This window comes from Cupriavidus sp. CER-90, assembly GCF_057652055.1.
Map to the genome: position 1 here is coordinate 217556 of NZ_JBYGYM010000002.1, position 26765 is coordinate 244320.

A 26765-nucleotide genomic window follows, 5' to 3' on the forward strand; every position below is an offset into this window, starting at 1 on the left:
ACCGCTAGACAGAACCGTGACCGCCTCCTCGAATCCCGATACGCTTCAGAAATTCCTGTTCGATGCCGCGCCCGTGCGTGGCGAACTGGTCCGCATCGAATCCACCTGGCAAGAGGTGCTGAACCGCCATGCCTATCCGGAGCCGGTGCGGCGCGTGCTGGGCGAGATGATCGCGGCCGCGGCGCTGCTGTCGGCCAATCTGAAGTTCAATGGCGCGCTGGTCATGCAGGTACACGGCGACGGGCCGGTGCGCATGCTGGTGGTGGAATGCCTGTCCGACCTGTCGCTGCGTGCCACGGCCAAGATTGCCGAGGGCGCCGAGATTGCCGACGACGCCACGCTCAAGCAGCTCGTGAACGTGCATGGCAAGGGCCGCTTCGCCATCACGCTGGACCCGCAGGACAAGCTGCCGGGCCAGCAGGCCTACCAGGGCATCGTGCCGCTGGCCGACGAACATGGCCCGCTGGCGACCATGACCGAGGTGCTCGAACACTACATGCAGGCGTCCGAACAGCTCGATACGCGGCTGTGGCTGGCGTCGAACGACCAGGTGGCGGCCGGCATGCTGCTGCAGAAGCTGCCGTCGTATGGTGGCACGGCCGGCGCGCAGATCGGCGAGACCGGCGGCGCGCTGACCGACGAAGGACAGGGCCAGGATCTGGACACCTGGGATCGCGCCTGCCAGCTGGGCGCCACGCTGAAGGAAGACGAACTGCTGGCCGAAACCCCGGATACCCTGCTGCGCCGCCTGTTCTGGGAAGAACTGCAGAATGCGGGCCTGCGCGTGTTCGAGCCAATGACACCGCACTTCCAGTGCTCGTGCTCGCGCGAAAAAGTGGCGGGCATGCTGCAGACGCTGGGCCGGGAGGAAATCGAAGGCATCATCGCCGAGCGCGGCGAGGTGGAGATTCACTGCGATTTCTGCGGGCAACGCTATGCGTTCGACCCCGTGGATGCCGCCCAGCTGTTCACCGCGCCGGTGGCCACGGGCGCTGGCGAGGGTGCCAATCAGCAGCACTGAGCTGCCGCCCGCCCCTTTCTGGCAGATCGGGGCGGGAAAACCGGAAGCGCCCGGGAAACCGGGAAACCGGGGAAAACCATCGGGTCCGCCTACCGTGCGGAACCTCACACACGGGTGGTCGGGTCCAATGGCATGCTTGTTCTTCAGCCGTTCGAACGGAGTCCGATATGACAGCGACCATTCGTTCCACATCGACCCCTGCCCTGGCCTGCCAGCTGGCCAGCGTACTGGCCCTTGCCGGTTTGATCGCCGGCTGCGCGGCGCCGGTGCCGCGCAGCCCCGACGGCGTGCCGGCCACGGCACGATTGCCGGACCATGCCATTCCCCCCGCCCCGCTTAGCGACGCCGAGCGCCAGAGGCTGGGGGTGCTGAACCAGCAGATCCTTCAGGAGCAGGCCACGGTGATGGCCAACCAGCAGTCGGCGGCCGCATGGAGCCGCGCGTCGTACTACCCGAATACGAGCGTCAACATGTTCTACAACGGTTGGGGTGGCGGCGGCGGTGGCTGGGGCGCCGGCGTCGGCTTCGGCTTCCCGGGGTACGGCTACGGCGGTTATCCGTACGGCGGCTGGTGGTGATGCGGTGATGCGGCGTCCGGAAACGATACCGGCCGCATTGCGCGGCCGGCTCTGATACTGGATGACACCCGCTGGATGACGCCCGCTGGCTGATGCCTAGTGACCGCCGCGTCCGGCGACGGAATTGGCAGGCGGCGGCAGTGGCGGCGTGGCGCTGACCTTCGGGGCCGGGGCCACGAACTGGACGAACACCTCGTCGTCCTTGACCATGCCCAGCTCGTAGCGGGCGCGCTCTTCGATGGCGCCCGTGCCATCCTGCAGGTCCTTCACTTCGCCTTCCAGCTTGGCGTTGCGCAGTTTCAGCGCCTGGTTGTGCGTGACCTGCTCGCCCACCTGGCGATTCAGATCCCACACGCGCAGCCAGCCGCCCTTGCCCAGCCAGAGCGGGTACTGAATGGCCAGCAACAGCACGAACAACAGCAGGGAAATCAGGCGCATCGGAGCAAAAGGCGCAATGGAATAATGGCGTGGTCGGAGGTTTCCGATGGGCACCAATGATCCATCATGCGGCCGCAGATTGCAAAACAAAAGACGCTACAAAGCGCAACAACAGTGCGTCCGGCACCGGATATCGGCACAATCGCCACACCAGATCGCAAAAAACGCCGCCCCGGCAAACCCGGGAGCGGCGTTTTTCGTTGGCTCGCCGCCGGCACGCGCCGACGGCAGGCTCGGGGGATCAGCGCAGGTTATAGAACGCGCTCTTGCCCGGGTACGTGGCGATATCGCCCAGATCTTCCTCGATGCGGATCAGCTGGTTGTACTTGGCGATACGGTCCGAACGCGACAGCGAGCCGGTCTTGATCTGGCCAGCGTTGGTGCCCACGGCGATGTCGGCAATCGTGCTGTCCTCGGTCTCGCCCGAACGGTGCGAGATCACGGCCGTATAGCCTGCGCGCTTGGCCATCTCGATAGCGGCGAAAGTTTCCGTCAGCGTACCGATCTGGTTGATCTTGATCAGGATCGAGTTGCCGATGCCCTTCTCGATGCCTTCCTTCAGGATCTTGGTGTTGGTCACGAACAGGTCGTCACCCACCAGCTGCACACGCTTGCCGAGCTTTTCGGTCAGCGTCTTCCAGCCTTCCCAGTCGCCTTCGGCCATGCCGTCCTCGATCGACACGATCGGGAACTTGTCGCACAGGTTGGCCAGGTAGTCGGCGAATTGCGTCGACGACAGCTTCAGGCCTTCGCCTTCCAGCGCGTAGACGTCTTCGGCCTCGTGGTAGAACTCGCTGGCGGCGCAGTCCAGCGCCAGCAGCACGTCTTCACCCATCTTGTAGCCGGCCTTTTCCACCGCCTGCACGATGGTGTTCAGGCACTCTTCGTTCGACGAGAAGTTCGGTGCGAAGCCGCCTTCGTCGCCCACGGCCGTCGACATGCCCTTGTCGGCCAGGATCTTCTTAAGCGCATGGAACACTTCGGCGCCGCAACGCAGGGCTTCACGGAAGCTGGTCTGCGACACGGGCATGATCATGAATTCCTGGATGTCCAGGCTGTTGTTGGCGTGCGCGCCACCGTTGACGATGTTCATCATCGGCACCGGCATCTGCATCGCGCCCGAACCGCCGAAGTAGCGGTACAGCGGCAGGCCAGCCTCTTCGGCGGCGGCCTTGGCCACGGCCATCGACACGGCCAGCATGGCGTTGGCGCCCAGGCGGCCCTTGTTCTCGGTGCCGTCCAGTTCGATCAGCGTGCGGTCCAGGAACGCCTGCTCGGAAGCGTCCAGGCCCATGATGGCTTCGGAGATCTCGGTGTTGATGTGCTCGACGGCCTTCAGCACGCCCTTGCCCAGGTAGCGCGACTTGTCGCCGTCACGCAGTTCGATGGCTTCGCGCGAGCCGGTCGATGCACCCGACGGCACGGCGGCACGGCCCATCACGCCGGATTCCAGCAGCACGTCGCACTCGACCGTGGGATTGCCGCGCGAGTCCAGCACCTCGCGACCGATGATATCTACGATTGCACTCATATTTCCTCTCAGGACTGTTGAATCTTCGTGAATCTTCTACGTGCCAGATGACGGGTGGAAGTCTTAGACGCCTTCCACGACGATCATGTTCATCTTTGCCGCATGCGCGCGGGATTGGCGGGCTGCCAGGTATTCCTCGCTGGCGTAGAAGGCCTTGGCGGCCTCGTAGCTCGGGAATTTCAGCACCACCACGCGCGTTGGCGCCCATTGCCCCTCGAGCGGCTCGGTCTTGCCGCCCCGCACCAGCACTTGCGCGCCGTGCGCCTGCATGGCCCGCGTGGAAAGCACCTTGTACTGCTCGTACTGCTTGGGATCCGTCACGTCGACGTACGCGATGATAAGGCCGGCGGCCATACGCTATCTCCGAATCTTTTGTATTGTCTTTCGATACCAGTGCGTCCGGGGCGACTCACGCGCGCACCCGATCTGACGCATCGGAAGCGACACCGCCCGCGACAGGCGCGGGCGGCGGGTACTGCTGGCTGGATCAGGCGCAGGCCGGCCAGCCGAAGTTGTCTTCCAGAAAGCCGGCGCGCTTGACCAGGGTATCCAGGTCCTTCAGCACGGCCAGCAGTTCCTTCATGCGCGACAGCGGCACCGCGTTGGGGCCGTCGGACATGGCCTTGCTCGGGTCCGGATGGGTTTCCATGAACAGGCCGGCCACGCCGGTGGCCACCGCGGCACGCGACAGCACCGGCACGAACTCGCGCTGGCCGCCCGAGCTGGTGCCCTGGCCGCCCGGCAGCTGCACCGAGTGGGTGGCGTCGAACACCACCGGGGCACCGGTCTCGCGCATGATCGCCAGCGCGCGCATGTCCGACACCAGGTTGTTGTAGCCGAAGGAAACGCCACGCTCGCAGGCCATGAACACGTCATCGGGCAGACCGGCCTCGCGGGCCGCGTCACGTGCCTTGTCGATCACGTTCTTCATGTCGTGCGGCGCCAGGAACTGGCCCTTCTTGATGTTCACCGGGCGTCCGCTCTGGGCGCACGCACGGATGAAATCGGTCTGGCGGCACAGGAAGGCCGGCGTCTGCAGCACGTCCACCACGGCGGCGACGGGCTTGATCTCGTCGATCTCGTGGATGTCCGTCAGCACGGGCACGCCGATTTCGCGCTTCACCGTGGCAAGGATTTCCAGGCCCTTCTCCATGCCCAGACCACGGAACGACTTGCCCGACGACCGGTTGGCCTTGTCGAACGACGACTTGTAGATGAACGGGATGCCCAGTTCGCCGGTGATCTGCTTGAGCTCGCCGGCGGTGTCCAGCGCCATCTGTTCGGACTCGATGACACACGGGCCGGCGATCAGGAAGAACGGCTTGTCGAGGCCGACGTCGAATCCACACAGTTTCATGGCTTGTCTCCTTCGTCGCGACGCGTCAGGCGCCCTTGCGCTGCTGCGAGGCCAGCGCGGCTTCCACGTAGGCCTTGAACAGCGGATGGCCGTCACGCGGGGTCGACGTGAATTCCGGGTGGAACTGCACGCCCACGAACCACGGGTGCATCGACTCGGGCAGCTCCATCATTTCCGGCAGGTTTTCGGTCGGGGTACGGGCCGAAATCACCATGCCGGCCTTTTCGAGCTGGGGCACGTAGTGATTGTTGACCTCGTAGCGATGGCGGTGACGTTCGTTGACTTCGGCGCCGTAGATCTGCGCGGCCTTGGTACCAGCCTGGATGGGCACGCGCTGCGCGCCCAGGCGCATCGTGCCGCCCAGGTCGGATTCGGCCGAACGCTGCTCCACCTTGCCCTCGCGGTCCACCCATTCGGTGATCAGTGCCACCACCGGGTGCTCGGTCTCGAGGTTGAATTCGGTCGAATTGGCGTCCTTCATGCCTGCCACGTCACGGGCGAATTCGATCACGGCCAGCTGCATGCCCAGGCAGATGCCCAGGTAAGGCACCTTGTTCTCGCGGGCATACTGGATCGCGCGGATCTTGCCTTCCGTGCCGCGCTTGCCGAAACCGCCCGGCACCAGGATGGCGTCCAGCGGCTGCAGCACTTCGAGGTGACCCGATTCCAGTTCCTCGGAATCGATGTACTCGATATTGACGCGCGTGGCGGTATGCATGCCGGCGTGGCGCAGGGCCTCGATCAGCGACTTGTACGACTCGGTCAGATCGACATACTTGCCGACCATGCCGATCTTGATCTCGTGCTGCGGGTTTTCCTGCGCGTTCACCAGCTTCTGCCACATCGACAGGTCGGCCGGCTTCGGGTCCAGGCGCAGTTCCTCGCAGATCAGGCGGTCCAGGCCCTGTTCGTTGAGCATCTGCGGGATCTTGTAGATGCTGTCGGCATCCCACACCGAAATCACGGCGTCCTGCGGAATATTGGCGAACAGCGAGATCTTGGCGCGCTCGTCGTCCGGAATCGGACGGTCGGCACGGCACAGCAGCGCCGTCGGCGAAATGCCGATTTCGCGCAGCTTCTGCACCGAGTGCTGGGTCGGCTTGGTCTTCAGCTCGCCGGCGCTGGCGATGAACGGCACCAGCGTCAGGTGAACGAAGGCGCAGTGGTTGCGGCCCATGCGCAGGCTCATCTGGCGGGCGGCTTCCAGGAACGGCAGCGATTCGATATCGCCCACCGTGCCACCGATTTCCACCAGGGCCACATCGGCCTTGCCGTCATGCGAGGCGGCCGCGCCGCGCTCCACGAACGCCTGGATTTCGTTGGTGATATGCGGAATCACCTGCACGGTCTTGCCCAGATACTCGCCGCGGCGCTCCTTGCGGATCACCGACTCATAGATCTGGCCAGTCGTGAAGTTGTTCGACTTGCGCATCTTGGCCGACACGAAGCGCTCGTAGTGACCCAGATCGAGGTCAGTTTCGGCGCCATCCTCGGTCACGAACACCTCGCCATGCTGGAAAGGGCTCATCGTGCCGGGGTCGACATTGATGTAGGGATCGAGCTTGAGGAGGGTGACTTTGAGGCCGCGCGACTCGAGAATGGCCGCGAGCGAAGCAGCAGCGATGCCCTTGCCGAGAGAAGAGACGACGCCACCGGTGACGAAGACGAATTTGGTCATAAACCGAGCTTGCCGGGGAAATCGGGATTATACATGAGACCCCGTCCGCCGCCGACCCGGATTTTGTGACAGGGCAGTGTCCGCGATGCGTTGCCCCGCCGCTGCGGCGCATGCGCCGCTCGGCGCCCTGCCCGTCTTCAGTGGCCGCTGTCGCGCATCTGCCCGATCAGTTCGTGCACGGTGGCGGCGGTTTCCAGCGGCCGCTCCATCGGATAGAGATGCCCGCCTTCCATGAAGCGCAGGCGGTCGCCCACGAGCTTGCGCGTGGCGCCCAGTCCCACCTGCCTGACCTCGCGCGATTTCGTGCCGGCAATGAAGCCCACCGGCACCGGCGCGCCATGGGCCACGCGCCGGCCCAGGCTGGTGGGCAGCGTGCGATAGATGCGGTATTCCACGTCGCGGTCGAAACGCAGGCGGCGTTCCGCGGCCCGGCCGGTCGGCTCGGTGCCATGCTCGGCGTAGTCGCGCAGCACGTCCGGGTCCCAGACCTGGAAATTGCGCTTGGCCTGGAAGTGGGTCCAGACCGATTCGGTATCGGGCCAGTGCGTGCGGCGGTTCTTGGTCACGGCCGCCGGGCCAGGTTTTTCGTCGAGACCCAGGACCTGCGACGCCCGCAGCAGCGACGCCCGCCAGCCGGCGATGATCGGCGAATCGAGCATCACCACGCCGCGCACGCGCTGCGGTGCGCGCAACGCGGCCATCAGCGACAGGAAACCGCCCAGCGAATGCCCGACCAGCCAGACCTTGCGGGTATCGGCGCCGTCGCGACGCGCGCGTTCGATCTCACGTAGCAGTTCGTCCACCAGATTGGGCCATTCGCGCGTGACCGGGTACTTTGGATCGTGGCCGTAGCGCTCGACGGCGCGGATCTCGAAGGCATCTTCCAGCGCCCCGAACAGTTTGCGGTACGTGGACACGGGAAATCCGTTGGCGTGGGAGAACAGCAGGATGTCGCGCATGAGACAAGTGCAATGGGAATGTGACAGTCGCCGCAGAGTGTACTGCGGCGCCCCGCCGTTCGACCCCCGCGCCGGCGCGAATGGGGTAGACGTTTCCCTCTACCGTTCCCGGCGTGCGCGCACGGGCTGGCCCCAGCGGTCGGCCTCGTCGCGCGCCAGCGGAAATTCGGCCGGCTCGGCGGCATCCCACTCGGGATTGGCGATCTCGCCGAACACCTGGCGCAGGCGCTGGCCCCAGGTGTCGCGGATCATGCGGAAGTACGCGTTCTTCTCGTCGATGTTGACAAAGCGCGTCACGCGCAGCGAATCGGCCTCGTATACCAGCAGGTCCAGCGGCAGGCCCACCGAGATATTCGACTTGAGCGTCGAATCCATCGAAATCAGCGCGCACTTGGCGGCCTCGCCCAGTGGCAGCGACGGCGACACCACGCGGTCGACGATCGGCTTGCCATACTTGGCCTCGCCAATCTGGAAGTAGCAGTTCTCGGGCGACGCCTCGACGAAATTGCCCGCCGCATAGATATGGAACAGCCGCGTGCGCTCGCCGCGGATCTGGCCGCCGAAGATCATGCTGACGTTGAAATCGATGCCGGCTTCGCGCAGCGCGTGGGCGTCGCGCTTGTGCACGGCGCGCACGGCGTCGCCGACGATCGTGGCGGCCTCGAACATGTCGCGGGCCGTCCACAGCGAACGCTTTTCGTCGCGCGCCTCGGCCAGCAGTTGCCGCACCGACTGGCTGATGGCCAGGTTGCCGGCCGTCATCAGCACCAGCACGCGGTCGCCCGGCTCTTCGAAGACGGTCATCTTGCGCGAGGTGGAAATGGCATCCACCCCGGCATTGGTTCGGGAATCGGACAGGAATACCAGACCGGCATCCAGCCGCATCGCTACGCAGTACGTCATGAACAGGTGTCTTGTTGGGGGCGCCGTACCTCTGGTGAGGCGGCAAACTTGCATTTTAGCTGCTCGGCAAACCGCTACGCCGTTTGAATGCCGGCGCAGCCGGGTCAGGCCGCGGGCGTGATGGCGATATCGACGTCGAGCGTTTCCCCCGCGCCACCTTCGAGGATGCCCCGGATTGGTGCAGCCGAGGCGTAGTCGCGCCCCACCGCGAGCCGTACATGGCGGGCATCTGTCACGCAACGGTGCGTCACGTCGATACTGCACCACAGGCCCCGGCCGGCATCGAGGCAGACATCGGCCCACGCATGGCTGGCCAGCGCCGTGGCGGCCGGATCGTAGAAGTAGCCACTGACATAGCGCGCCGGAATGCCCAGCGCACGGCAGGCGGCCACCATCACCTGCGCCTGGTCCTGGCAGACGCCGCTCCCCAGCGCGAAGGCCTGGGCGGCCGACGTGCCGACATGGGTGGTATTGGCCTGGTAGCGCACGCGATCGGCAATGCCGCCCGCCAGGGCCAGCAGCGCGGGCACATCGTGGCCCGCCGCCACATAGGGCGCGGCAAACGCCTGCAGGCCGCTCGGCGCCTGGGTAAGAGGCGTAGTCGCCACAAAATACAGCGGCGACACGCGCGCCTCGCCCGCGTCCGGCTGATCGACAAAGGCGTGGTGTCCGCCGTGTTCACCCCCCATCCCGCCCTGCACTTCCACCTCGCCGGTGGCGGTGATGGCGATCGTGCGGGCCGGGCCGGCCATGGTGAAGTTGTGGACGATATTGCCGAAACCGTCGCGCGCCTCGGTCAGGTTGCCCGGCGCCGAAAGCTGCCAGTCCTGCACCGATTGCAGCGGCCCCGAGCGCGGTGCAAGGCGCAGTTCATGCACGCTGCGACGCACCGGTTCGGTGTATTGGTAGAGAGTCTTGTGGTGGATCCTGTATTTCACGATGCGTATCGCGCGCCCGGCACGGCACCCGCCGGTGCTTCACAGGCCCGGCGCGTGATGCACCGGGCACAGGCATGACGATTCAGGCGGCCAGCAGCGGCACGAGGAAATCCCGGCTGATGCCATTGCCGAGATCGCCGATGCGCTCCAGGAAGCTGGTCAGGTAGGCGTGCAGGCCGACGGCGAAGATGTCGTCGATGCGCGCGTATTTGAGGTCGGCGTGGAGTTTACCAGCCTGGCGCTCGGTCTCCGACGATTGCTGGTTGGCCACCAGCGCCAGGATCGACACCACCTCGTCCATGCTCGACACCAGCGAGCGCGGCATGTCCGGCCGCAGGATCAGCAGTTCGGCCACGCGCTGCGGCGTGATCACGGCCCGGTAGATCTTGCGGTAGACCTCGAAGCCCGACACCGACCGCAGCACGGCCGCCCAGTGGTAGAAGTCGTTCTGCTCGCGGTTCGGATCGCTGTCGTCGCGGCCCGATGCCTGGAACTTGACGTCCAGGATCCGCGCCGTGTTGTCGGCGCGCTCCAGGAACGTGCCCAGCCGCATGAAGTGGAACGCATCGTCCTTGAGCATGGTGCCGAACTGCACGCCGCGCGCCAGGTGCGAGCGGAACTTGACCCATTCGAAGAAGCGCGACGGATCGTCGCGCAACTCGCCCTCGGTGATCATGCGCTGCACGTCCAGCCACGTGGTGTTGATGGTTTCCCAGACCTCGGTGGTCAGCGACCCCCGCACCGCCCGCGCGTTCTCGCGCGCCGCGCGCAGGCAGCTCATGATCGACGACGGGTTGGTCATGTCGCGCACCATGAAGTCGATCACGTCGTCACGGTGCAGCAGGCCGTACTTGTGGTCGTAGGCCTGGGTCAGCTCGGAGATGTCGAGCATCGCCCACCAGCCCTGCTCGGCCACTTCGGCCGACTGCGGCAGCAGCGAGGTCTGGTAGTTGACGTCGAGCATGCGCGCGGTGTTTTCCGCGCGCTCGGTGTAGCGGGCCATCCAGAACAGGTGGTCGGCGGTACGGCTCAGCATGATGGGGTCTCCCGGCGATCAGTGTGTTCGGCTTCAGCGTTCCAGCACCCAGGTATCCTTGGTGCCCCCGCCCTGCGAGGAATTCACCACCAGCGACCCCTCGCGCAGCGCCACGCGCGTCAGCCCGCCCGGCACCATGCGCACTTCCTTGCCCGACAGCACGAACGGCCGCAGGTCGATATGACGCGGCGCGATGCCCGATTCCACATAGGTCGGGCAGGTGGACAGCGCCAGCGTGGGCTGGGCGATGTACTGCTCGGGCCGCGCCTTGACCACCTCGCGGAACTGGTCGATCTCGGCCTTCGTCGCGGCCGGGCCCACCAGCATGCCGTACCCCCCGGCGCCGTGGGTTTCCTTCACGACCAGCTCGGCCATGTGGTCGAGCACGTATTGCAGGTCATCGGGCCGGCGGCACATGTAGGTAGGCACGTTCGACAGGATGGCCTCTTCGCCCAGGTAGAAGCGGATCATGTCCGGCACATACGGATAGATCGACTTGTCGTCGGCCACGCCGGTGCCGATCGCGTTCGAGATCGTCACGTTGCCGGCGCGATAGACCGACAGCAGCCCGGCCGCGCCCAGCGCCGAATCGGGCCGGAACACCAGCGGGTCCAGGAAGTCGTCGTCCACGCGGCGGTAGATCACGTCGATCCGTTGCGGCCCCTGCGTGGTGCGCATGTAGAGGTGGTCGTCCTCGACGAACAGGTCGCTGCCCTCCACCAGTTCCACGCCCATCTGCTGGGCCAGGAACGCGTGCTCGAAATACGCGGAGTTGTACATGCCCGGCGTGAGCACGACCACGGTAGGGTCGGCGATATTCTGCGGCGACACGCTGCGCAGCATGTCCAGCAGCAGGTCGGGATAGTGGGCCACCGGCGCCACGCGGTTGCGGGCGAACAGGTCGGGGAACAACCGCATCATCATCTTGCGGTTTTCCAGCATGTACGACACGCCCGACGGCACGCGCAGGTTGTCTTCCAGCACGTAGAACTCGCCCTGGCCCGCGCGCACCACGTCGATGCCGGCCACATGGGCATAGATGTCGCGCGGCACGTCGATGCCGAGCATCTCGGGCCGGTACTGGGCGTTGTTATAGATCTGGTCGGGCGGAATCACGCCGGCACGGATGATGTCCTGGCCGTGATAGATGTCATGGATGAAGCGGTTCAGCGCCGCCACCCGCTGGCGCAGGCCGCGTTCCAGCGTGGCCCATTCGCTGGCCGGGAACACGCGCGGGATCACGTCAAACGGAATGGTCCGCTCGGTGCCGCTGTTGGACTCGTCCTTGTCGCCATAGACGGCGAAGGTAATGCCCACGCGCCGGAAGATCAGATCCGCCTCCGCGCGCTTGTTGTCCATGGTGGACACGGACTGCCGGCCGAGCCAGTCCGCAAAACTTCGGTAGTGAGTCCGGACCGCCCCTGGCGGCAAAACCTGTCCGGCCTCGACGGCCGTCACCGTGCCGTCCTCTCGCCCTTCCAGCATCTCGTCGAAAAACCGCGCCGCCATGATGGCCGCTCCTTCGTGGAAATGGGCGCCTGCCGCGGTCCGTGCCGCCTGACTGCTCTTCGGCCCTGCTGCACGGCAATACCGCCGGCCACCCGTTTATCGATGCCTCGTCGAGTCGACGCTTCCAGCATATCCGCACCGGTAAATCCCGCAAGGGGTTGCATGCACAAGACATGCGCCGGTACGCAAAACGGTTTAGCAAGATGCTTGCCAGCCACGTCTGGCCGGCCTTGGTGCAGGGATCAGTGCGCGGTCTTTGCCTGGCCAGCGCAGGAGACCGACTCCGGCGGGCATTTGGCCAGGATGTCCTCCACCAGGACTTCGGGCGCCCGGCGGATATCGAGCACCAGCGCGTCCCGGGGCTCTTCCAGGGTGTCGAACTGGCTTTGCAGCAGTGCCGGGTTGAAGAAGTGGTCGGCGCGGGCCGACAGGCGGCCGCCGATCGTCGAGGCGTCGCCTTTCATGAACACGAAGGTCACGCCGCCGTCGGGCGGGGTCAGGCGGTCGCGGTAGGTCTGGCGCAGCGCCGAGCAGGTGAAGACATGGGTGCGGCCCTCGGCGCGGGCGGCGTCGATGGCCGCGCGCATGGCAGCCAGCCAGGGCCAGCGGTCTTCGTCGGTGAGCGGCACGCCGGCGTGCATCTTGGCCTTGTTGGCCTCGCTGTGAAAGGTGTCGGCATCATGGAAGCCACAGTGCAGCCGCTCTGCAAGCAACTGGCCCACGGTGGTCTTGCCGCTGCCGGAAACGCCCATCAGGATATAGATCATGTCTGCTCCATCGAACATGGTGTCGGGTGGTATTGCCACCCTTGTCGGTAGCCGCCGGGCACGCGTCGGCGTGGCCCGGCAGTGCCCCGGGGCGCCAGCGCCGCGGGGATAACGGAATGTCTGAAAGATTGGCTGTAGATTGGCTGTAGCGGGTCGGTGCCTGGCCGGACGTCCGCCTATTGTGCGACGGCGGACGCGGTTTTGACAGCCGCACCGGCCGTGGCCGACGACGGGGCATCGGCCTCGGACAGGTCGAGCGCGCTGCCGCCCTCCTCGGCAATGCGCGCATGGCGCCGGAACAGCCCGAACAGGCCACGGCCCATGCTGAAATTCGCGAAATCGTCGGCCGGCGCCGGCACCGGCGTGCGCGCGGCGAATTCCGCCTGCACGCGGGCGTCGCCCACCAGTTCGAGCGTACCGGCCACGGCGTCCACACGAATGACGTCGCCGTCACGCACACGCGCCAGCGGGCCGCCCACAAGTGCCTCGGGGCCGACATGGATCACGGCCGGCACCTTGCCCGACGCTCCCGACATGCGGCCATCGGTGACCAGCGCCACCTTGTGGCCGGCGTCCTGCAGCGCGCCCAGCGCCGGGGTCAGCCGGTGCAGTTCGGGCATGCCGTTGGCATTCGGGCCCTGGAAGCGCACCACCGCCACCACATCGCGATTGAGTTCGTCGGCCTCGAACGCCGCCTGCAGCGCCTCCTGCGAATCGAACACGCGCGCCGGGGCCTGCACGATGCGATGCGCGTCGGCCACGGCCGAGACCTTGATCACGCCACGCCCCAGGTTGCCCGCCATCAGCCGCAGGCCGCCTTCGGCCGAGAACGGCGCCGATGCCGGCGCCAGCACGGCGGTATCGCCGCTGGTGGCCGGGCCGTCGCGCCAGCGCAGCGCGCCGTCGGTCATGACCGGCTCTTCGGTGTAGCGGGCCAGGCCACGGCCCACCACGGTATTCACATCTTCGTGCAGCAGCCCGGCTTCCAGCAGTTGGCCGATCACGTAGGCCACGCCGCCCGCCGCGTGGAAGTGGTTCACATCGGCCGAGCCGTTCGGATAGACGCGCGCCAGCAGCGGCGTAACGGCCGACAGGCGGTCGAAGTCGTTCCAGTCGATCACGATGCCGGCTGCGCGCGCCATGGCCACCAGGTGGATCGTGTGGTTGGTCGAACCCCCGGTGGCCAGCAGGCCAACCATGGCGTTGACTACGGCCCGCTCGTCGACGATCTGCGCCAGCGGCGTATATTCACGGCCCCGCGCGATCAGCGCCAGCGCACGCTGGGCGGCCGCCGTGGTCAGCGCATCGCGCAGGCCGCTGTCCGGATGCACGAACGCCGCGCCCGGCATGTGCAGGCCCATGATCTCCATCAGGAACTGGTTGCTGTTGGCGGTGCCGTAGAACGTGCAGGTGCCGGCGCCATGGTAGGCCGCACATTCGGCTTCCAGCAGCGCGTCGCGCCCGACCTGTCCGGTGGCATAGAGCTGACGCACGCGCGCCTTTTCCTTGTTCGACAGCCCGGAGGCCATCGGGCCGGCCGGCACGAACACCACCGGCAAATGGCCGAACTGCAGCGCGCCCATCAGCAGGCCGGGCACGATCTTGTCGCAGACGCCCAGCATCAGCGCGGCGTCGAACGTATTGTGCGACAGCGCCACGGCAGTGCTCATGGCGATGGCATCGCGCGAGAACAGCGACAGCTCCATGCCTGCATTGCCCTGCGTGATGCCGTCGCACATGGCCGGCACGCCGCCCGCCACCTGCGCCACGGCGCCCACGGCCCGCGCGGCTTCGCGAATGACGGCCGGATAGCGTTCGTAGGGCTGGTGGGCCGACAGCATGTCGTTGTAAGCGGTGACAATGCCCAGATTCGGCGCATGTTCGACGCGCAGCTTGAGCTTGTCGTCGGCCGGCAGTGCCGCGTAACCATGGGCCAGGTTGGCGCATGACATGCCGCGCAGCGGCCCCAGGTCTCGCTGGGCGCGCTCGCAACGCGCCAGGTAGGCGGCGCGGCTGGCGCGGCTGCGTTCGACGATGCGGTCGGTGACGGCCGAAACTTCGGCGCGGACGTGGCCCTTGGCGGCTTGGGTCATGGCGGAATGGATCCTCGTGGGGCGATCCGGACAACCGCGCGACAGGTCTGACATATCGCCACAGGCCACCGAATCTGTAGATTTTCTACATTATAGCCACGGCCGACACCTCGCCGGAAGCCTTGCCACCGCGTGAAAATGACGTTACGCGCGCAAATCCGGGTAAATCCTAGGATGAAAACCGGGCGCCGGAGCTGCGAATCCGACAGTCGAATGTGTAGAATCTCTACATATCCAAAGACGCGGCCACCGAGGCCCGCCGTCACGACTCCCACGCACCGTTTCCCGCACGACCTTCACCATGCGCGACAGAATCCTTGCCGTCTACGACACGCTACGCCCGTCCGAACGCCGGCTGGCCGACTATGTGGCCCGCCACGGCGCCAGCGTCATCCGGCTGACCATGCCGGAACTGGCCGAACGTGCCGGCGTATCGCAGCCGACCATCGCGCGCTTTTGCGCCGCGCTCGGCTACGACGGCTTCAAGGAGTTCAAGCTCCAGTTCGCCCAGAACGTGGGCGGCGGCACGCCGTTCGTGCATCAGGACGTGGAGGCCAACGACCGGCCCGCCGACATCGCCGGCAAGGTGTTCGACCGCACCATCGCCACGCTGATGTCCGTGCGCAATGCACTGTCCGCCGACCAGATCGAGCACGCCATCCGCCTGCTGGCCAGCGCGCGGCGCATCGAGTTCTACGGCTGCGGCAATTCGGGCATCGTCGCGCTCGACATCCAGCACAAGTTCTTCCGCCTGGGCATCCCCACCACGGCCTATTCCGATTCGCACGTGTTCAGCATGTCCGCCGCGCTGCTGCGGCCGGGCGACGTGGCCGTCCTGGTGTCGAACAGCGGCCGCACCTGGGACATGCTGGCCGCCGCCACGCTGGCACGGGGCAGCGGCGCCGGCGTCCTGGCGCTGACCCACAGCGGGTCTCCGCTGGCCAAGCTGGCCGACGTCTGCGTGTTCTCCGACGTCGAAGAAGACAGCGAGGTCTACACGCCGATGACGTCGCGCATCTGCCATCTGGTGCTGGGCGATGTGCTGGCCGCCGGCGTGGCACTGGAGCGCGCGGAGTCGGTGGCGGGCGGCCTGCAGCGCGCCAAGGCCCACCTTCGCGAGCGCCGCATTGCCGGCGCGGAGCCGGCCGCAGCCAAGCCCGGTGCAAGCGCCAGCGCAAGTGCGAGCGCGGGTGCTAGCGGTAGCGCGAAGGCCGGCACCCAGCCTCGCCGCGCTTCCACGGCCAGATCCGCCAAGGCGCCCGCGCGGGCCAACTGACACGGATCAACGCGGCGCGGGCGGCCCATCGCGCCAGTAGCGGCGGTATCGCTGCCGATACGGCACGACCGCAAGCGCGTCGCCCGACGTCAAGATCGCTACGGCACCAGTCTCGTCCGTGCGATAGCGGGCGACACCGGCCCGCTCGTAGCGCCGCCAGACATCTTCGCGCGGATGGCGGTAGCGGTTTGCAAACCCAAGCTGGAAAATCGCCAATTCCGGCTGGACGGCGCGCAGGAACGCCATATGCGATGACGTGCCACTGCCGTGATGCGGCACCAGCAGCACGTCGGCACGCAAATGGTCCGGCGGCAGGCGCTCGACCAATCCCAGTTCCTCTCGCACACCGATGTCGCCGGTCAGCAGCAGGCTGCGCCGCGCCGTGGCCACACGCAGCACACAACTGCGCGCATTGCTCTGGAGCCTGCCGGCGGCCAGATCCTCCGTCGTGGGATGGACGATGTCGAACCGCACTCCGTCCCATTGCCAGCCGTCGCCGCTCACGCAAGGCTGCCAGTCGGCACCTTCCGCTCCCGCCATCAGCCGGTGCCCGGGCGGTGCCGCGGTCAGGCGAGATCGGACAGGCACCGCCTGCATGACATCGTGCACACCCCCGGCGTGGTCGGCGTCTTCGTGGCTGACCATCAGCGCATCCAGCCGGCGCACCCCCGATGCGCGCAGGAACGGCACGACGACCTGTCCTCCGGCACTGGTGCCCGACACGTAGGCCGGCCCGGCGTCATACAGCAGCGCATGCCGGCGCGTTTCCACCAGCACCGCCGTGCCCTGCCCGACATCGAGCGCCGTCACGCGCATCTCGCCTTCGGCCACGGCCGCGCGCCCGGTCATCAGCATCGGCACCATCAGGCCCGCGCCAGCCCAGCGTGGAATCGGCCGCGCGATCTGCGCGCAGCCCTTGCCAGACCGGACCAGTTGCGGCCACACGGGCCGTCGCGGCACCAGCAACAGCCAGACCCCGCCGACGGCCAGCGCCGTGCGCCACCAGCCCGGATGCGCGGCCTCCCAGACCGCCCATGCCGGCGCGGCCAGCCACCCCAGACCGCTCACCAGCCACGCCAGCGCAGTGTGCGCCACGGCCAGCAACGGCGCGGCGATGGCGCCCGGCAGCACGGCCCCGGCCAGCGCCAGCGGGGTCACGAGCAGGCTTACCACCGGAATCGCCACCGCATTGGCCACACAGGACACCAGAGACACCTGACCAAACAGCAACAGCGTCAGCGGCACGAGCCCGATGGTCACGGCCCACTGCGTACGCGCGGCATTGACGATGCCGGCCCGCAGCCGGGCCATGCGCCCACCGGCGTCCTTCCCCGCCGCCGTGGGCCGGCTGTCTTCCGGACCGTCGCGCGCATGGAGAAAGATCACCGCCACCGCACCGAAGGACAGCCAGAATCCCGGCGACATGACCGCCCAGGGATCCATCGCCACCGCCATGCCGGCGGCCCACGCCAGCACCACCGACAGCGGCGTCGCCCGGCCGCTCCACAAGGCCAGGGCCGCCACGACGAGCATCGCCACGGTGCGCAACGCCGGAATCTGCATGCCGGCAATCAGGCCGTAACCGAGCGCGGCCAGCACGGTCACGGCCAGCGCGGCCTGCTGCGCCGGCCACACCAGCGGCAACGGACGGCGCAGCCGCCGCCCCAGCCCGAACGAATGCCGCCACAGCATGCGCGCCAGGGCGCCCGCCGCGCCAGCAATCATGGTGATATGCAGGCCCGAGATACTGACCAGGTGCGAAATGCCGGTGCGCCGGAAGATGTCCCAGTCCGCCCGCGCAATACCGCGCTGGTCGCCGATCACCAGCGCGATCAGCACGGCACCGTAGCGGGCGTCGGGGGGCAAGGCGGCACGCAGGCGATCGCGCAGGCCGGCGCGCCACATCGCGACGCGCACGGGCCACGGCACCGGGCCGGCGGCGGCCAGCGCGGCGGCGCCGCGCACGTAGCCCGTGGCATGCACGCCTTCCCCCAGCAACCAGTACGCATAATCGAAGCCGTGCGGATTCGCCAGCCCGCGCGGACGGCGCAGGCGTACGGTCAGGCGGTACCGCCGTCCCGGCCGTAGCGCATCGATCGCAGGCGATGCGTCGCGCGCTGCGGCGTCGCCGGACGCCTCGTCGCGCCACGTCAGCAGCAGCCGCGCCGGCAGCGACTGCCGCGCCGGGCCATCGGGCCAGTGCTCGGCGCGGAACAGGAAACGTGTGCCGTGCGGTACGGCATCGGGCAGCCCCGCAACGATGCCTTCCACCACCAGATCCTTGCCCGCCATATCCGATGGCAGCCAGCGTGCGATGCGCACGTCCGCGCGCCACGCGGACCAGCCCACGCCGATCAGCAGCGCCAGCGCGGCGCCCAGTGCCAGACGCCCATGCGGCGCCCATCGGCCCCGCCAGCGCGCCGAGGCCCATGCCGCACCGGCCAGTCCGATGGCAATCCCACCACCGGCCAGCCATTCGGCGCGGCCCGGCAGCATGCCCTGCTGTTGCAGCAGCCAGCACCCCAACACGAACGCCAGCAGCAGCAAGCGCATGAAGCCCCCGGATCGATGTCACGAAGGGGGCTTTGTACCGCGCAAAGGCAGGGAAAAACGTGTCCGAATGATGCGCCGGTGTGTCAAAACGTTAAATCTGCATCGCACCGGGCGGTGTGGCGCCAGAAATGGCGAAACAGCGATGACTATCGCGGCGCCATGAGGTCCGCGAACGCGCCCAGGCGGGGCAATGCGGCGACCGCATTGCGCCACATGATGTGCGCCAGTTCGCGCTCCGGCACACCTCGTAATTCGGCCATGACACGTGCCACGCCGGCCACCTCGCCAGGCGTGTTGCGTGCCTTGTGCTGTTCGCCGAACTGGTCGTCAGACAGCCATGCCGGGGCGATATCGGGCGCATCGGTTTCCAGCACGATGGCCTCGATGGGCAGCTCCGTGGCCAGGCGCCGGATCTGCCTGGCGCGCGAGAACGTCACGTTGCCGCCGAATCCAAGTTTCATGCCGTGCTCGACATAGCGGCGCGCCTGCTCGTGGCTGCCGTTGAAGGCATGCGCGATGCCCTGCCGCACGCCCGCGCGGCGCAGGCCGGCATAGACCTGATCCTGCGACTTGCGCACGTGCAGCAGCACCGGCAAGTCGAACTCGCGGGCAATCTTGAGCTGTTCGGTGTAAAGCCAGGTCTGGTGCCGGGCGTCCAGACCCGGCACGAAGAAATCGAGCCCGATCTCGCCGATGGCAACCAGGCGTGGATCGTCGATCGATGCCGCCACCTGTTGGCGCAGCGCGTCGAGGTCGGCCTGCCCGGCGCCCGGCGTGCACAGCGGATGGATGCCCAGCGCGTAGACGCAGCGCGATCCCTCGCCGGCCAGCGCGCGCACGGCGTCGAAGTTCGACACCGCCACGGCCGGCAGCACGATGCCCGAGATGCCGGCCGCCAGCGCGGCTTCGATCACGTGCTCGCGGTCGGCGTCGAACTCGCGGGCGTCCAGATGACAATGGGTGTCGATCCACATAAGGCGGCGCGGGTCAGCGTTCCTGATGCAGGTGCCCGTCGCGCAGCCTGAACACGCGGTCGCAACGGCCGGCCAGGTCCATGTCGTGCGTCACGATCACGAAGCTCGTGCCCAGCGTGCGCGACAGGTCGAGCATCAGGTCATAGACGCCCCCGGCGGTGTGATCGTCCAGGTTGCCGGTGGGCTCGTCGGCCAGCACGCAGGCCGGCTGCCCCACCAGCGCCCGCGCAATGGCCACGCGCTGGCGCTCGCCGCCCGACAGCTCGCCGGGACGGTGTTTCGAGCGGCCGCCCAGGCCCACGCGCTCCAGCACGGCCTGGGCCGCCTCGCGCGCCAGGCGCTCGGTCTGGCCGCGGATGCGCATCGGCATCGCCACGTTATCCAGTGCCGTGAACTCGGGCAGCAGGTGGTGGAACTGGTAGACAAAGCCCAGCGAGCGGTTGCGCACGATGTTGCGTTCCTTCTCGCGCAGCGACGTGAACGGCTTGCCCAGCAGCGCCACGCGGCCGGCGTCGGGGTTGTCCAGCCCGCCCAGCACATGCAGCAGCGTCGATTTGCCCGACCCCGATGCGCCCACGATGGCCACTTTCTCGCCGGCATTGACGCGCACGTCCACGCCGCGCAGCACCTCCACATCGAGCCCGCCCTGCTGGAACCGCTTCGTCAGCCCCTCGGCCACCAGCACCGGCGAGCCGCCGGTCTGGATCGACGCGGCAGGCACGGCCGCCACGTCCGGAATCAGCGTCGTGTCACTCATAGCGCAGTGCCTCCGCGGGATTCACGCGGGCGGCGCGCCAGCTGGGGTAGAGCGTGGCCAGCGTGGCCAGCACGAAGGAAATGATGCCGATGGTGGCGATGTCGTTCACGCGGGGGTCCGAAGGCAATTCGCTGATGAAATAGATGTCCTTGGGCAGGAACTGCACGTGCAGCACGCGTTCGATGAACGGCACGATCACGTCGATATTGGTCGCGATCAGCGTGCCGCCCAGCACGCCGAGCACCGTGCCGATGAAGCCGATGGCCACGCCCTGCACGATGAAGATCTTCATGATCGAGCGCGGCTGGGCCCCCATCGTTCGCAGGATGGCGATGTCGGCCTGCTTGTCGGTCACGGTCATGACCAGCGTCGACACCAGGTTGAAGGCGGCCACGGCGATGATCAGCGTCAGGATGATGAACATCATGCGCTTTTCGGTCTGCACGGCGGCAAACCAGTTGCGGTTCTGGCGCGACCAGTCGCGCAGATACAGATCGCCGGACATGGTGGTGGACAACGCCTGCGCCACCTGCGGGGCGCGCTGCATGTCCTGCAGCTTGAGCCGCACGCCGGTCGGCCCGTTCTGGCGGAACAGCAGTTCGGCGTCTTCCATGTTGACCAGCGCCAGCGCGCTGTCGAATTCATAGTGACCCGACGAGAACACGCCCACCACGGTGAACTGCTTCAGGCGCGGCAGGATGCCCGCCGGCGTGATGGTGCCCTGCGGCGCCACCAGCGTGACCTTGTCGCCCACGCGCACGCCCAGGGCGTTGGCCAGTTCGCTGCCCAGCGCGATATCGAAGCCGCCCGGCACCAGCGCGTTCATGCTGCCGGCCCGGAACTGGCTGCCGATGTCGGATACCTTCGGTTCCTGGCTCGGGTCCACGCCGCGCAGCAGCACGCCGCGCACGGCGTCGTCGCGCGTGAGCATGGCCTGCGCCGCCACATAGGGCGCGGCGCCGATCACTTCCTGGTTGCGCTCGGCCTCGGCGGCGGTCTTCTGCCAGTCCTGCAGCGGCCCTGCCCCGATCACCTCGATGTGTGACAGCACCGACAGCATGCGGTCGCGCACCTCCTTCTGGAAACCGTTCATGACCGACAGCACGACGATCAGGGCGGCCACGCCCAGCGCGATGCCCAGCATCGAGATCATCGAGATGAACGAAATGAACGTGTTGCGGCTGGCGCGCTTGCTTGCGCGGGTGTACCGCCAGCCGATCTGCCACTCGTAAGGAAAGTTCAAGAGGAATCCTGTTGTTCTGGAAACGCGTCGGCGCCAATTTTGCCACCCCGGGGTGACGGAAGACTCGCGCCGGCCAGCCGGAAGTTTACAATCTCGGCAACCATGATGACGCACCTGACCCTGATTGTGCCTTTTTCCGTCCCGCCTGGCGCCGGCGACGACGCCACGGACGATGTCGTCCCCGGCGCGCTGCTGCGCCAGTTGGAGTTGCCCGCGCTCGGAAAGTTGCTGACGCGCGCCACCCCGGGACCCCGGGAAACCCACGACGACCCCTACCTGCGCACCTTGCCCCAGGAACGCTGGCTGGCCGGGCGCGCCGGCCTGGATACCGTCCAGGTGCCGACTGCGCCCTTTATGCGCCTGGCCGACCGCGCCGCCGCCGGCCTGCCCGCCGATGCCAGCCCTGACGCCGACACGGGCTGGGCCTGCCTGCAGCCGGTGCATATCCATGCCGCGCGCGATCATCTGGTGCTGATGCACCCCGACCAGCTCGACATCCGCCCCGACGAGGCCGACGCGCTGCGCGCCGCCATCGCCGAACTGCTCGATGACACCGGCATCCGGCTGGAGGCGCCGCAGCCTGCCCGCTGGTACGTGCCGGACGGCATCTTCGGCGAACTGACGGCGACCACGCCGGTACGCGCCACCGGCCGCAATATCGATATCTGGATGCAGGCCGGCCCGCGGGCGCGCGAATGGCGCCGGCTGCAGAACGAGATCCAGATGACGTGGCACGGCCATCCGGTCAACGATGCCCGCGAGACCACGGGCCGCCTGCCGGTCAATTCGGTCTGGCTGCATGGCGGCGGCAAGGCGGGCACCGCCCGCAAGCTGGCCGACACGGTACTGACCGGCGACCCGTTCATGGCCGGCCTGGCGCTGGCCGCCGGCAGCCGGGTTGGCCCGCCGCCGGCCCGTTTTGCCGACGTGGCGCACGCGGAAGGCAGCGTCATGTGCCTGCTGGACAGCGCCACCGAAGCCCATATTGCATCCGACTGGGGCCTGTGGCTCGAACGGATGCATGCGCTGGACGCCGAGTGGTTCCAGCCCGTGCTCGATGCGCTGACCGCCGGCCAGATCCAGGCCGTCACGATGGTGCTGGGCGGCGAGAACCACTTTGCCGAATTCACGGTCACGCGGGCCGACCTGCGCAAGTTCTGGCGCGGCCTGGGCGCGCGCGGCGACTGGCGCGCACTGCTGTCGAACCTGGCCATGGCCGCCTAGCCGCCTGGCCGCCCGAACGCCACCGGAACGAAGATCATGACCCGGATTGCCATCCGCTCCTATTCCGACGACCACGCCAGCGTCCTGGCCGCCGCCGGCCTGCACCCCACGCTGGCGCGCATCCTGTCCGCGCGCGGCGTGCTGCACCCGGCCGAACTGGCCACCGAACTGCCCGGCCTGGTGCCCCCTTCCGCCATGAAGGGGATCGACCACGCCGCCGCTTACCTGGCGGACGCCATCGCCGCCCAGCGCAAGCTGCTGATCGTGGCCGACTACGACTGCGACGGCGCGACGGCCTGCGCCGTGGGCGTACGCGGGCTGCGCATGCTGGGCGCGCGCGTGGACTACATCGTGCCGAACCGTTTCGAGTACGGCTATGGCCTGACGCCCGAGATCGTCGAACTGGCCGCGCAGCAGCGGCCAGACGTGATCGTGACGGTCGACAACGGCATCGCCAGCGTCGATGGCGTGGCGGCCGCCAACGCGCGCGGCATCGACGTGGTGGTGACCGATCACCACCTGCCCGGTGCCGTGCTGCCCGACGCCGCCGTGATCGTGAATCCGAACCAGCCCGGCTGCGAATTCCCGAGCAAGAACCTGGCAGGCGTGGGGGTGATGTTCTACGTGCTGCTGGCGCTGCGCGCCGAACTGCGCCAGCGCGGGGTCTATACCAAGGACACCCAGCCGCCGCTGCAGACGCTGCTGGACCTCGTGGCGCTGGGCACCGTGGCCGACGTGGTGAAGCTCGACGCCAACAACCGCATCCTGGTGGCGCAGGGCCTGAAGCGCATGCGCATGGGCCGGATGCATGCCGGCGTGGCCGCCCTGTTCCGCGCCGCCGGCCGCGAAGCCCAGCGCGCCAATACATTCGACCTGGGCTTCGGGCTGGGACCGCGCCTCAATGCGGCGGGCCGCCTGGCCGACATGTCGCTGGGCATCGAGTGCCTGCTGACCGACGACGCCAATCGCGCGTGGGAAATCGCCCAGGAACTGGACGGCATGAACCGCGAGCGCCGCGATATCGAGGCCGGCATGCAGCAGGAGGCGCTGCAGATCCTGGAGCAGCCGCTGGCCGGGCTCGATCCGGCGTCACGCTACACGGTGAGCGTGTTCCACGAGACCTGGCACCAGGGCGTGATCGGCATCGTCGCGTCGCGGCTCAAGGAGAAATTCCATCGTCCGACCATCACCTTCGCGCCGGGCGACGAAGAGCACATCAAGGGGTCTGGCCGGTCGATCCCGGGCTTTCACCTGCGCGATGCGCTGGATCTGGTGTCCAAGCGCCATCCTGGCCTGCTGGTGAAATTCGGCGGCCACGCCATGGCGGCCGGCCTGACCGTGCGCGCGAAGGATTTCGACACCTTCGTGGCGGCCTTCGAGGACGTCGGCCGCGAATGGCTCAACGAAGAGCAGCTGGCCCGGGTGATCGAGACCGACGGCGATATCGACGACGGCTGCTTCAGCCCCGAATTCGTGACCCTGCTCGAAGGCCAGGTGTGGGGCCAGGGCTTTCCGCCGCCCACGTTCTCGGGCGAATTCGAGGTACTGCGCCAGACCGTGCTGAAGGGCAAGCACCTCAAGCTGCAACTGGGGCGCGGCAGCCAGCGTTTCGACGCGATCTGGTTCAACCACGCCGACGCGCTGGACGGCGCCAGCGCACTGGTGGCCTACCGGCTCGACAACAACACCTTCAATGGCGTGACCCGCGTGCAGCTGGTGGTGGAGCACGCCCAGTAGGCCGGGGCGGCAGTCATCCGGCCCGTCCGGGCGCGGCGGGCCCGGGCCGTTATCCGCGCGGCGGCAGGTAGAGGGCCGGATTCACCGGCTTGCCGTTGCCGCGCACCTCGAAGTGCAGTTCGTTGTCGCGGCTCATGCTGCCGATCTCCTGCCCGGCCGAAATCCGGTCGTTTTCCTTGACCAGGGGGCGGTCGAGGTTGCCGTACACGGTCAGCCAGTCGTCGTTGTGCTTGATGATGACCAACTGGCCGTAACCGCGCAGCGTACCCACGTGGATGGCCCAGCCCGGCGCCGCGGCGCGCACCTTGCCGCCAGCTGGCACTTCGATACGCAACCCTTTTTCCGCCGGCGGCGCGAAGCTGCCGGCCACGCGCCCATCGGCCGGCCATTGCAGGCGGATGGCGCTGGCGGGCGGCTTCGACGGCGTGGTGTCGGGGGCGGCGGCGCGCTGGCCGGAAGTGGCGGCGGGCTTGTCGGTGGCCTTGGCGGCCGAGATGCCGGCGCCGGCCGGCGGCTTGACGCGAATCAGCTGGCCCACTTCGATCTGGCTCGAATCGGAAATGTTGCTCCAGCGCGCCAGGTCGGCCACCGAGCGGTTGTGGCGCCGGGCGATCGAGTACAGCGTGTCGCCGCGCTCGACGCGGTAATAGCCCTCGGGCGCGGGCTCGCTGGGCGTGGTGCCGCAGGCGGCAAGCATGGCGGCCAGCGAGATCGCGGCCAGGCGCCCAAGTGTGCGCCGGCGCGCACCCTGCGGGCGCGGCACGTCGTGATGGACTGCGTGGATTCCTGTCATGCGTACGGGGAAACTCCTGATCGTGGCCGCTATTGTCGCCGAAGTTGGAACGGAACCTTGCAGCGATAAGCGGGGAAAGTCACGCAATAGACCGTTCGCCATGCGAACGGTTCAGCCGGGCGCGGGGCAGGCACGCAGCCCGGGCTGCAAATCCGGCTCGCACGCCGGCCGGTTTCGCGGCGCCGATCCGCTATAATTCCACGTTTTGCACGCGCAGAATTACCAGGAATATCAATGGAAGCAGAACGCCTCAACGCCATCTCCGGTGCCATCTCCGATCTCCGTTCGCGAACGGAAGATCTACGGGGGTATCTTTGACTACGATGTCAAGGAAAACCGCCTAGACGAAGTCAACGGACTGCTGGAAGACCCGGACGTCTGGAACAACCCCAAGCGTGCCCAGGACCTGGGCAAGGAAAAGAAGGCGCTCGAAGCCGTCGTGCAGACGCTGGGCAAGCTCACCGCCGACCTTGCCGGCGCGGAGGAGCTGTTCGAGCTCGCGCGCGAGGAAGGTGACGACGAGACGCTGGAATCGATCGACGCCGACGTGCAGGGATTCGAGGCGATCGTCGCCGACATGGAATTCCGCCGCATGTTCTCGGGCGAGATGGACCAGGCCAACGCCTTCATCGACATCCAGGCCGGCGCCGGCGGTACCGAGGCGTGCGACTGGGCATCGATGCTGCTGCGCCAGTACCTGAAGTACTGCGAGCGCAAGGGTTTCAAGGCCGAAGTGCTGGAAGAGTCCGAGGGCGACGTGGCCGGCATCAAGAGCGCCACGATCAAGATCGAGGGCGAATACGCGTTCGGCTACCTGCGCACCGAGACCGGCGTGCACCGCCTGGTGCGCAAGTCGCCGTTCGATTCGTCGGGCGGCCGCCACACGTCGTTCTCGTCGGTGTTCGTCTACCCCGAGGTGGACGATTCGTTCGAGGTGGAAGTCAACCCGGCCGACCTGCGCGTGGATACCTATCGCGCATCGGGCGCCGGCGGCCAGCACATCAACAAGACAGATTCGGCCGTGCGGATCACGCACATCCCGACCGGCATCGTCGTGCAGTGCCAGAACGACCGTTCGCAGCACCGCAACCGCGCCGAAGCCATGTCGATGCTCAAGTCGCGCCTGTACGAGCATGAAATGCGCAAGCGCCAGGCCGAGGCCGACAAGCTCGAAGCCGGCAAGACCGATGTGGGCTGGGGCCACCAGATCCGCTCGTACGTGCTGGACCAGAGCCGCATCAAGGACCTGCGCACCAACGTGGAAATGTCCAACACGCAGAAGGTGCTCGACGGCGACCTCGACCCGTTCATCGAGGCCAGCCTGAAACAGGGCCTGTAACACCGGCAAGATCTGTTGCCCGCAGCCGTGCCGCCATGCCCGCCCCGTGCCGGCATGGCGG

General features: G+C 67.4%; 23 protein-coding genes. 6 read left to right on the forward strand and 17 right to left on the reverse strand.

Annotated elements, in window-relative coordinates; genetic code table 11:
* The first annotated feature begins 16 nt into the window (after nt 1-16).
* Nucleotides 17-1021, forward strand: a complete 1005-nt coding sequence (gene hslO, locus AC24R4_RS11490; RefSeq protein ID WP_487523158.1) for an Hsp33 family molecular chaperone HslO — start codon at nt 17-19, stop codon at nt 1019-1021.
* Between the two features lie 167 nt (nt 1022-1188).
* Complete coding sequence (locus AC24R4_RS11495) at nt 1189-1599, forward strand: hypothetical protein (RefSeq protein ID WP_487523159.1); 411 nt, start codon at nt 1189-1191, stop codon at nt 1597-1599.
* Between the two features lie 96 nt (nt 1600-1695).
* Here AC24R4_RS11495 and ftsB read toward each other — a convergent pair whose 3' ends face one another.
* From ftsB to edd, 12 genes are all read right to left on the reverse strand, one after another.
* On the reverse strand, nt 1696-2037 hold the full coding sequence (ftsB, locus tag AC24R4_RS11500) for a cell division protein FtsB (protein ID WP_153948917.1): 342 nt from the start codon (nt 2035-2037) through the stop codon (nt 1696-1698).
* A 241-nt stretch (nt 2038-2278) separates the two neighbouring features.
* Nucleotides 2279-3568 (reverse strand): phosphopyruvate hydratase, encoded by a 1290-nt coding sequence (eno, locus tag AC24R4_RS11505; RefSeq protein WP_153948918.1) that lies wholly within the window; start codon nt 3566-3568, stop codon nt 2279-2281.
* A 63-nt stretch (nt 3569-3631) separates the two neighbouring features.
* Nucleotides 3632-3922, reverse strand: coding sequence for a DUF1330 domain-containing protein (locus AC24R4_RS11510; RefSeq protein WP_400392732.1), 291 nt, complete (start codon nt 3920-3922; stop codon nt 3632-3634).
* A 133-nt stretch (nt 3923-4055) separates the two neighbouring features.
* A complete protein-coding gene (gene kdsA / locus AC24R4_RS11515; protein ID WP_400392731.1) occupies nt 4056-4925 on the reverse strand; it encodes a 3-deoxy-8-phosphooctulonate synthase in 870 nt (289 codons plus the stop codon).
* Between the two features lie 25 nt (nt 4926-4950).
* Complete coding sequence (gene pyrG / locus AC24R4_RS11520; RefSeq protein ID WP_092596280.1) at nt 4951-6603, reverse strand: CTP synthase; 1653 nt, start codon at nt 6601-6603, stop codon at nt 4951-4953.
* Nucleotides 6604-6740: 137 nt separating this feature from the next.
* The gene (locus AC24R4_RS11525; RefSeq protein WP_400392730.1) at nt 6741-7562 is read right to left on the reverse strand and encodes an alpha/beta fold hydrolase; all 822 of its coding nucleotides are present in this window, start codon (nt 7560-7562) and stop codon (nt 6741-6743) included.
* A gap of 99 nt (nt 7563-7661) precedes the next feature.
* The gene (locus tag AC24R4_RS11530; protein ID WP_092596288.1) at nt 7662-8465 is read right to left on the reverse strand and encodes a proteasome-type protease; all 804 of its coding nucleotides are present in this window, start codon (nt 8463-8465) and stop codon (nt 7662-7664) included.
* A gap of 104 nt (nt 8466-8569) precedes the next feature.
* Complete coding sequence (locus AC24R4_RS11535) at nt 8570-9403, reverse strand: transglutaminase family protein (protein WP_400392728.1); 834 nt, start codon at nt 9401-9403, stop codon at nt 8570-8572.
* A gap of 82 nt (nt 9404-9485) precedes the next feature.
* Nucleotides 9486-10439 (reverse strand): alpha-E domain-containing protein, encoded by a 954-nt coding sequence (locus tag AC24R4_RS11540; protein ID WP_153948922.1) that lies wholly within the window; start codon nt 10437-10439, stop codon nt 9486-9488.
* Nucleotides 10440-10472: 33 nt separating this feature from the next.
* Nucleotides 10473-11948: a circularly permuted type 2 ATP-grasp protein gene (locus AC24R4_RS11545; RefSeq protein WP_092596291.1), complete on the reverse strand. Its 1476-nt coding sequence runs from the start codon at nt 11946-11948 to the stop codon at nt 10473-10475.
* A gap of 242 nt (nt 11949-12190) precedes the next feature.
* On the reverse strand, nt 12191-12715 hold the full coding sequence (locus AC24R4_RS11550; RefSeq protein WP_153948924.1) for a gluconokinase: 525 nt from the start codon (nt 12713-12715) through the stop codon (nt 12191-12193).
* Nucleotides 12716-12891: 176 nt separating this feature from the next.
* Nucleotides 12892-14808, reverse strand: a complete 1917-nt coding sequence (edd, locus tag AC24R4_RS11555; protein ID WP_400392725.1) for a phosphogluconate dehydratase — start codon at nt 14806-14808, stop codon at nt 12892-12894.
* A 301-nt stretch (nt 14809-15109) separates the two neighbouring features.
* On the opposite strand from edd, the gene AC24R4_RS11560 reads away from it, so the two are divergent.
* On the forward strand, nt 15110-16084 hold the full coding sequence (locus tag AC24R4_RS11560) for a MurR/RpiR family transcriptional regulator (RefSeq protein ID WP_487523160.1): 975 nt from the start codon (nt 15110-15112) through the stop codon (nt 16082-16084).
* 6 nt (nt 16085-16090) lie between these two features.
* On the opposite strand, the gene AC24R4_RS11565 is transcribed toward AC24R4_RS11560, so the two are convergent.
* The 4 genes from AC24R4_RS11565 to AC24R4_RS11580 form a co-directional block, all read right to left on the reverse strand.
* Nucleotides 16091-18637, reverse strand: a complete 2547-nt coding sequence (locus AC24R4_RS11565; RefSeq protein ID WP_487523161.1) for a DNA internalization-related competence protein ComEC/Rec2 — start codon at nt 18635-18637, stop codon at nt 16091-16093.
* 146 nt (nt 18638-18783) lie between these two features.
* A complete protein-coding gene (locus AC24R4_RS11570; RefSeq protein WP_487523162.1) occupies nt 18784-19611 on the reverse strand; it encodes a TatD family hydrolase in 828 nt (275 codons plus the stop codon).
* 13 nt (nt 19612-19624) lie between these two features.
* Complete coding sequence (locus AC24R4_RS11575; RefSeq protein ID WP_400393401.1) at nt 19625-20368, reverse strand: ABC transporter ATP-binding protein; 744 nt, start codon at nt 20366-20368, stop codon at nt 19625-19627.
* On the reverse strand, nt 20361-21611 hold the full coding sequence (locus tag AC24R4_RS11580) for a lipoprotein-releasing ABC transporter permease subunit (protein ID WP_400393403.1): 1251 nt from the start codon (nt 21609-21611) through the stop codon (nt 20361-20363). Before AC24R4_RS11580 ends, AC24R4_RS11575 begins: the two co-directional genes overlap by 8 nt.
* A 102-nt stretch (nt 21612-21713) precedes the next feature.
* Between AC24R4_RS11580 and AC24R4_RS11585 the strand changes: the two genes are divergently transcribed.
* Nucleotides 21714-22835 (forward strand): hypothetical protein, encoded by a 1122-nt coding sequence (locus AC24R4_RS11585; protein ID WP_400393405.1) that lies wholly within the window; start codon nt 21714-21716, stop codon nt 22833-22835.
* Between the two features lie 36 nt (nt 22836-22871).
* Nucleotides 22872-24572, forward strand: a complete 1701-nt coding sequence (gene recJ / locus AC24R4_RS11590) for a single-stranded-DNA-specific exonuclease RecJ (RefSeq protein WP_400393406.1) — start codon at nt 22872-22874, stop codon at nt 24570-24572.
* A gap of 49 nt (nt 24573-24621) precedes the next feature.
* On the opposite strand, the gene AC24R4_RS11595 is transcribed toward recJ, so the two are convergent.
* Nucleotides 24622-25365, reverse strand: a complete 744-nt coding sequence (locus AC24R4_RS11595; RefSeq protein ID WP_400393407.1) for a peptidoglycan DD-metalloendopeptidase family protein — start codon at nt 25363-25365, stop codon at nt 24622-24624.
* Nucleotides 25366-25599: 234 nt separating this feature from the next.
* On the opposite strand from AC24R4_RS11595, the gene prfB reads away from it, so the two are divergent.
* Nucleotides 25600-26704 (forward strand): peptide chain release factor 2 gene (prfB, locus tag AC24R4_RS11600; protein WP_400393409.1). Its coding sequence is split into 2 segments (ribosomal slippage): nt 25600-25680 and nt 25682-26704, totalling 1104 coding nucleotides; the frame shifts between segments, so codons are not numbered across the junction.
* The last annotated feature ends 61 nt before the right edge of the window (nt 26705-26765 follow it).

What these genes read in the sequence shown, in the direction of transcription:
- AC24R4_RS11530 (WP_092596288.1), bottom strand. Translation starts at nt 8,465, where the DNA reads ATGACGTACTGCGTAGCGATGCGGCTGGATGCCGGTCTGGTATTCCTG.
- AC24R4_RS11545 (WP_092596291.1), bottom strand. Translation starts at nt 11,948, where the DNA reads ATGGCGGCGCGGTTTTTCGACGAGATGCTGGAAGGGCGAGAGGACGGC.
- ftsB (WP_153948917.1), bottom strand. Translation starts at nt 2,037, where the DNA reads ATGCGCCTGATTTCCCTGCTGTTGTTCGTGCTGTTGCTGGCCATTCAG.
- AC24R4_RS11540 (WP_153948922.1), bottom strand. Translation starts at nt 10,439, where the DNA reads ATGCTGAGCCGTACCGCCGACCACCTGTTCTGGATGGCCCGCTACACC.
- AC24R4_RS11550 (WP_153948924.1), bottom strand. Translation starts at nt 12,715, where the DNA reads ATGATCTATATCCTGATGGGCGTTTCCGGCAGCGGCAAGACCACCGTG.
- AC24R4_RS11560 (WP_487523160.1), top strand. Translation starts at nt 15,110, where the DNA reads ATGCGCGACAGAATCCTTGCCGTCTACGACACGCTACGCCCGTCCGAA.
- eno (WP_153948918.1), bottom strand. Translation starts at nt 3,568, where the DNA reads ATGAGTGCAATCGTAGATATCATCGGTCGCGAGGTGCTGGACTCGCGC.
- AC24R4_RS11575 (WP_400393401.1), bottom strand. Translation starts at nt 20,368, where the DNA reads ATGAGTGACACGACGCTGATTCCGGACGTGGCGGCCGTGCCTGCCGCG.
- AC24R4_RS11570 (WP_487523162.1), bottom strand. Translation starts at nt 19,611, where the DNA reads ATGTGGATCGACACCCATTGTCATCTGGACGCCCGCGAGTTCGACGCC.
- AC24R4_RS11510 (WP_400392732.1), bottom strand. Translation starts at nt 3,922, where the DNA reads ATGGCCGCCGGCCTTATCATCGCGTACGTCGACGTGACGGATCCCAAG.
- AC24R4_RS11585 (WP_400393405.1), top strand. Translation starts at nt 21,714, where the DNA reads ATGATGACGCACCTGACCCTGATTGTGCCTTTTTCCGTCCCGCCTGGC.
- AC24R4_RS11495 (WP_487523159.1), top strand. Translation starts at nt 1,189, where the DNA reads ATGACAGCGACCATTCGTTCCACATCGACCCCTGCCCTGGCCTGCCAG.
- kdsA (WP_400392731.1), bottom strand. Translation starts at nt 4,925, where the DNA reads ATGAAACTGTGTGGATTCGACGTCGGCCTCGACAAGCCGTTCTTCCTG.
- pyrG (WP_092596280.1), bottom strand. Translation starts at nt 6,603, where the DNA reads ATGACCAAATTCGTCTTCGTCACCGGTGGCGTCGTCTCTTCTCTCGGC.
- edd (WP_400392725.1), bottom strand. Translation starts at nt 14,808, where the DNA reads ATGACCCAAGCCGCCAAGGGCCACGTCCGCGCCGAAGTTTCGGCCGTC.
- recJ (WP_400393406.1), top strand. Translation starts at nt 22,872, where the DNA reads ATGACCCGGATTGCCATCCGCTCCTATTCCGACGACCACGCCAGCGTC.
- AC24R4_RS11565 (WP_487523161.1), bottom strand. Translation starts at nt 18,637, where the DNA reads ATGCGCTTGCTGCTGCTGGCGTTCGTGTTGGGGTGCTGGCTGCTGCAA.
- AC24R4_RS11525 (WP_400392730.1), bottom strand. Translation starts at nt 7,562, where the DNA reads ATGCGCGACATCCTGCTGTTCTCCCACGCCAACGGATTTCCCGTGTCC.
- AC24R4_RS11595 (WP_400393407.1), bottom strand. Translation starts at nt 25,365, where the DNA reads ATGACAGGAATCCACGCAGTCCATCACGACGTGCCGCGCCCGCAGGGT.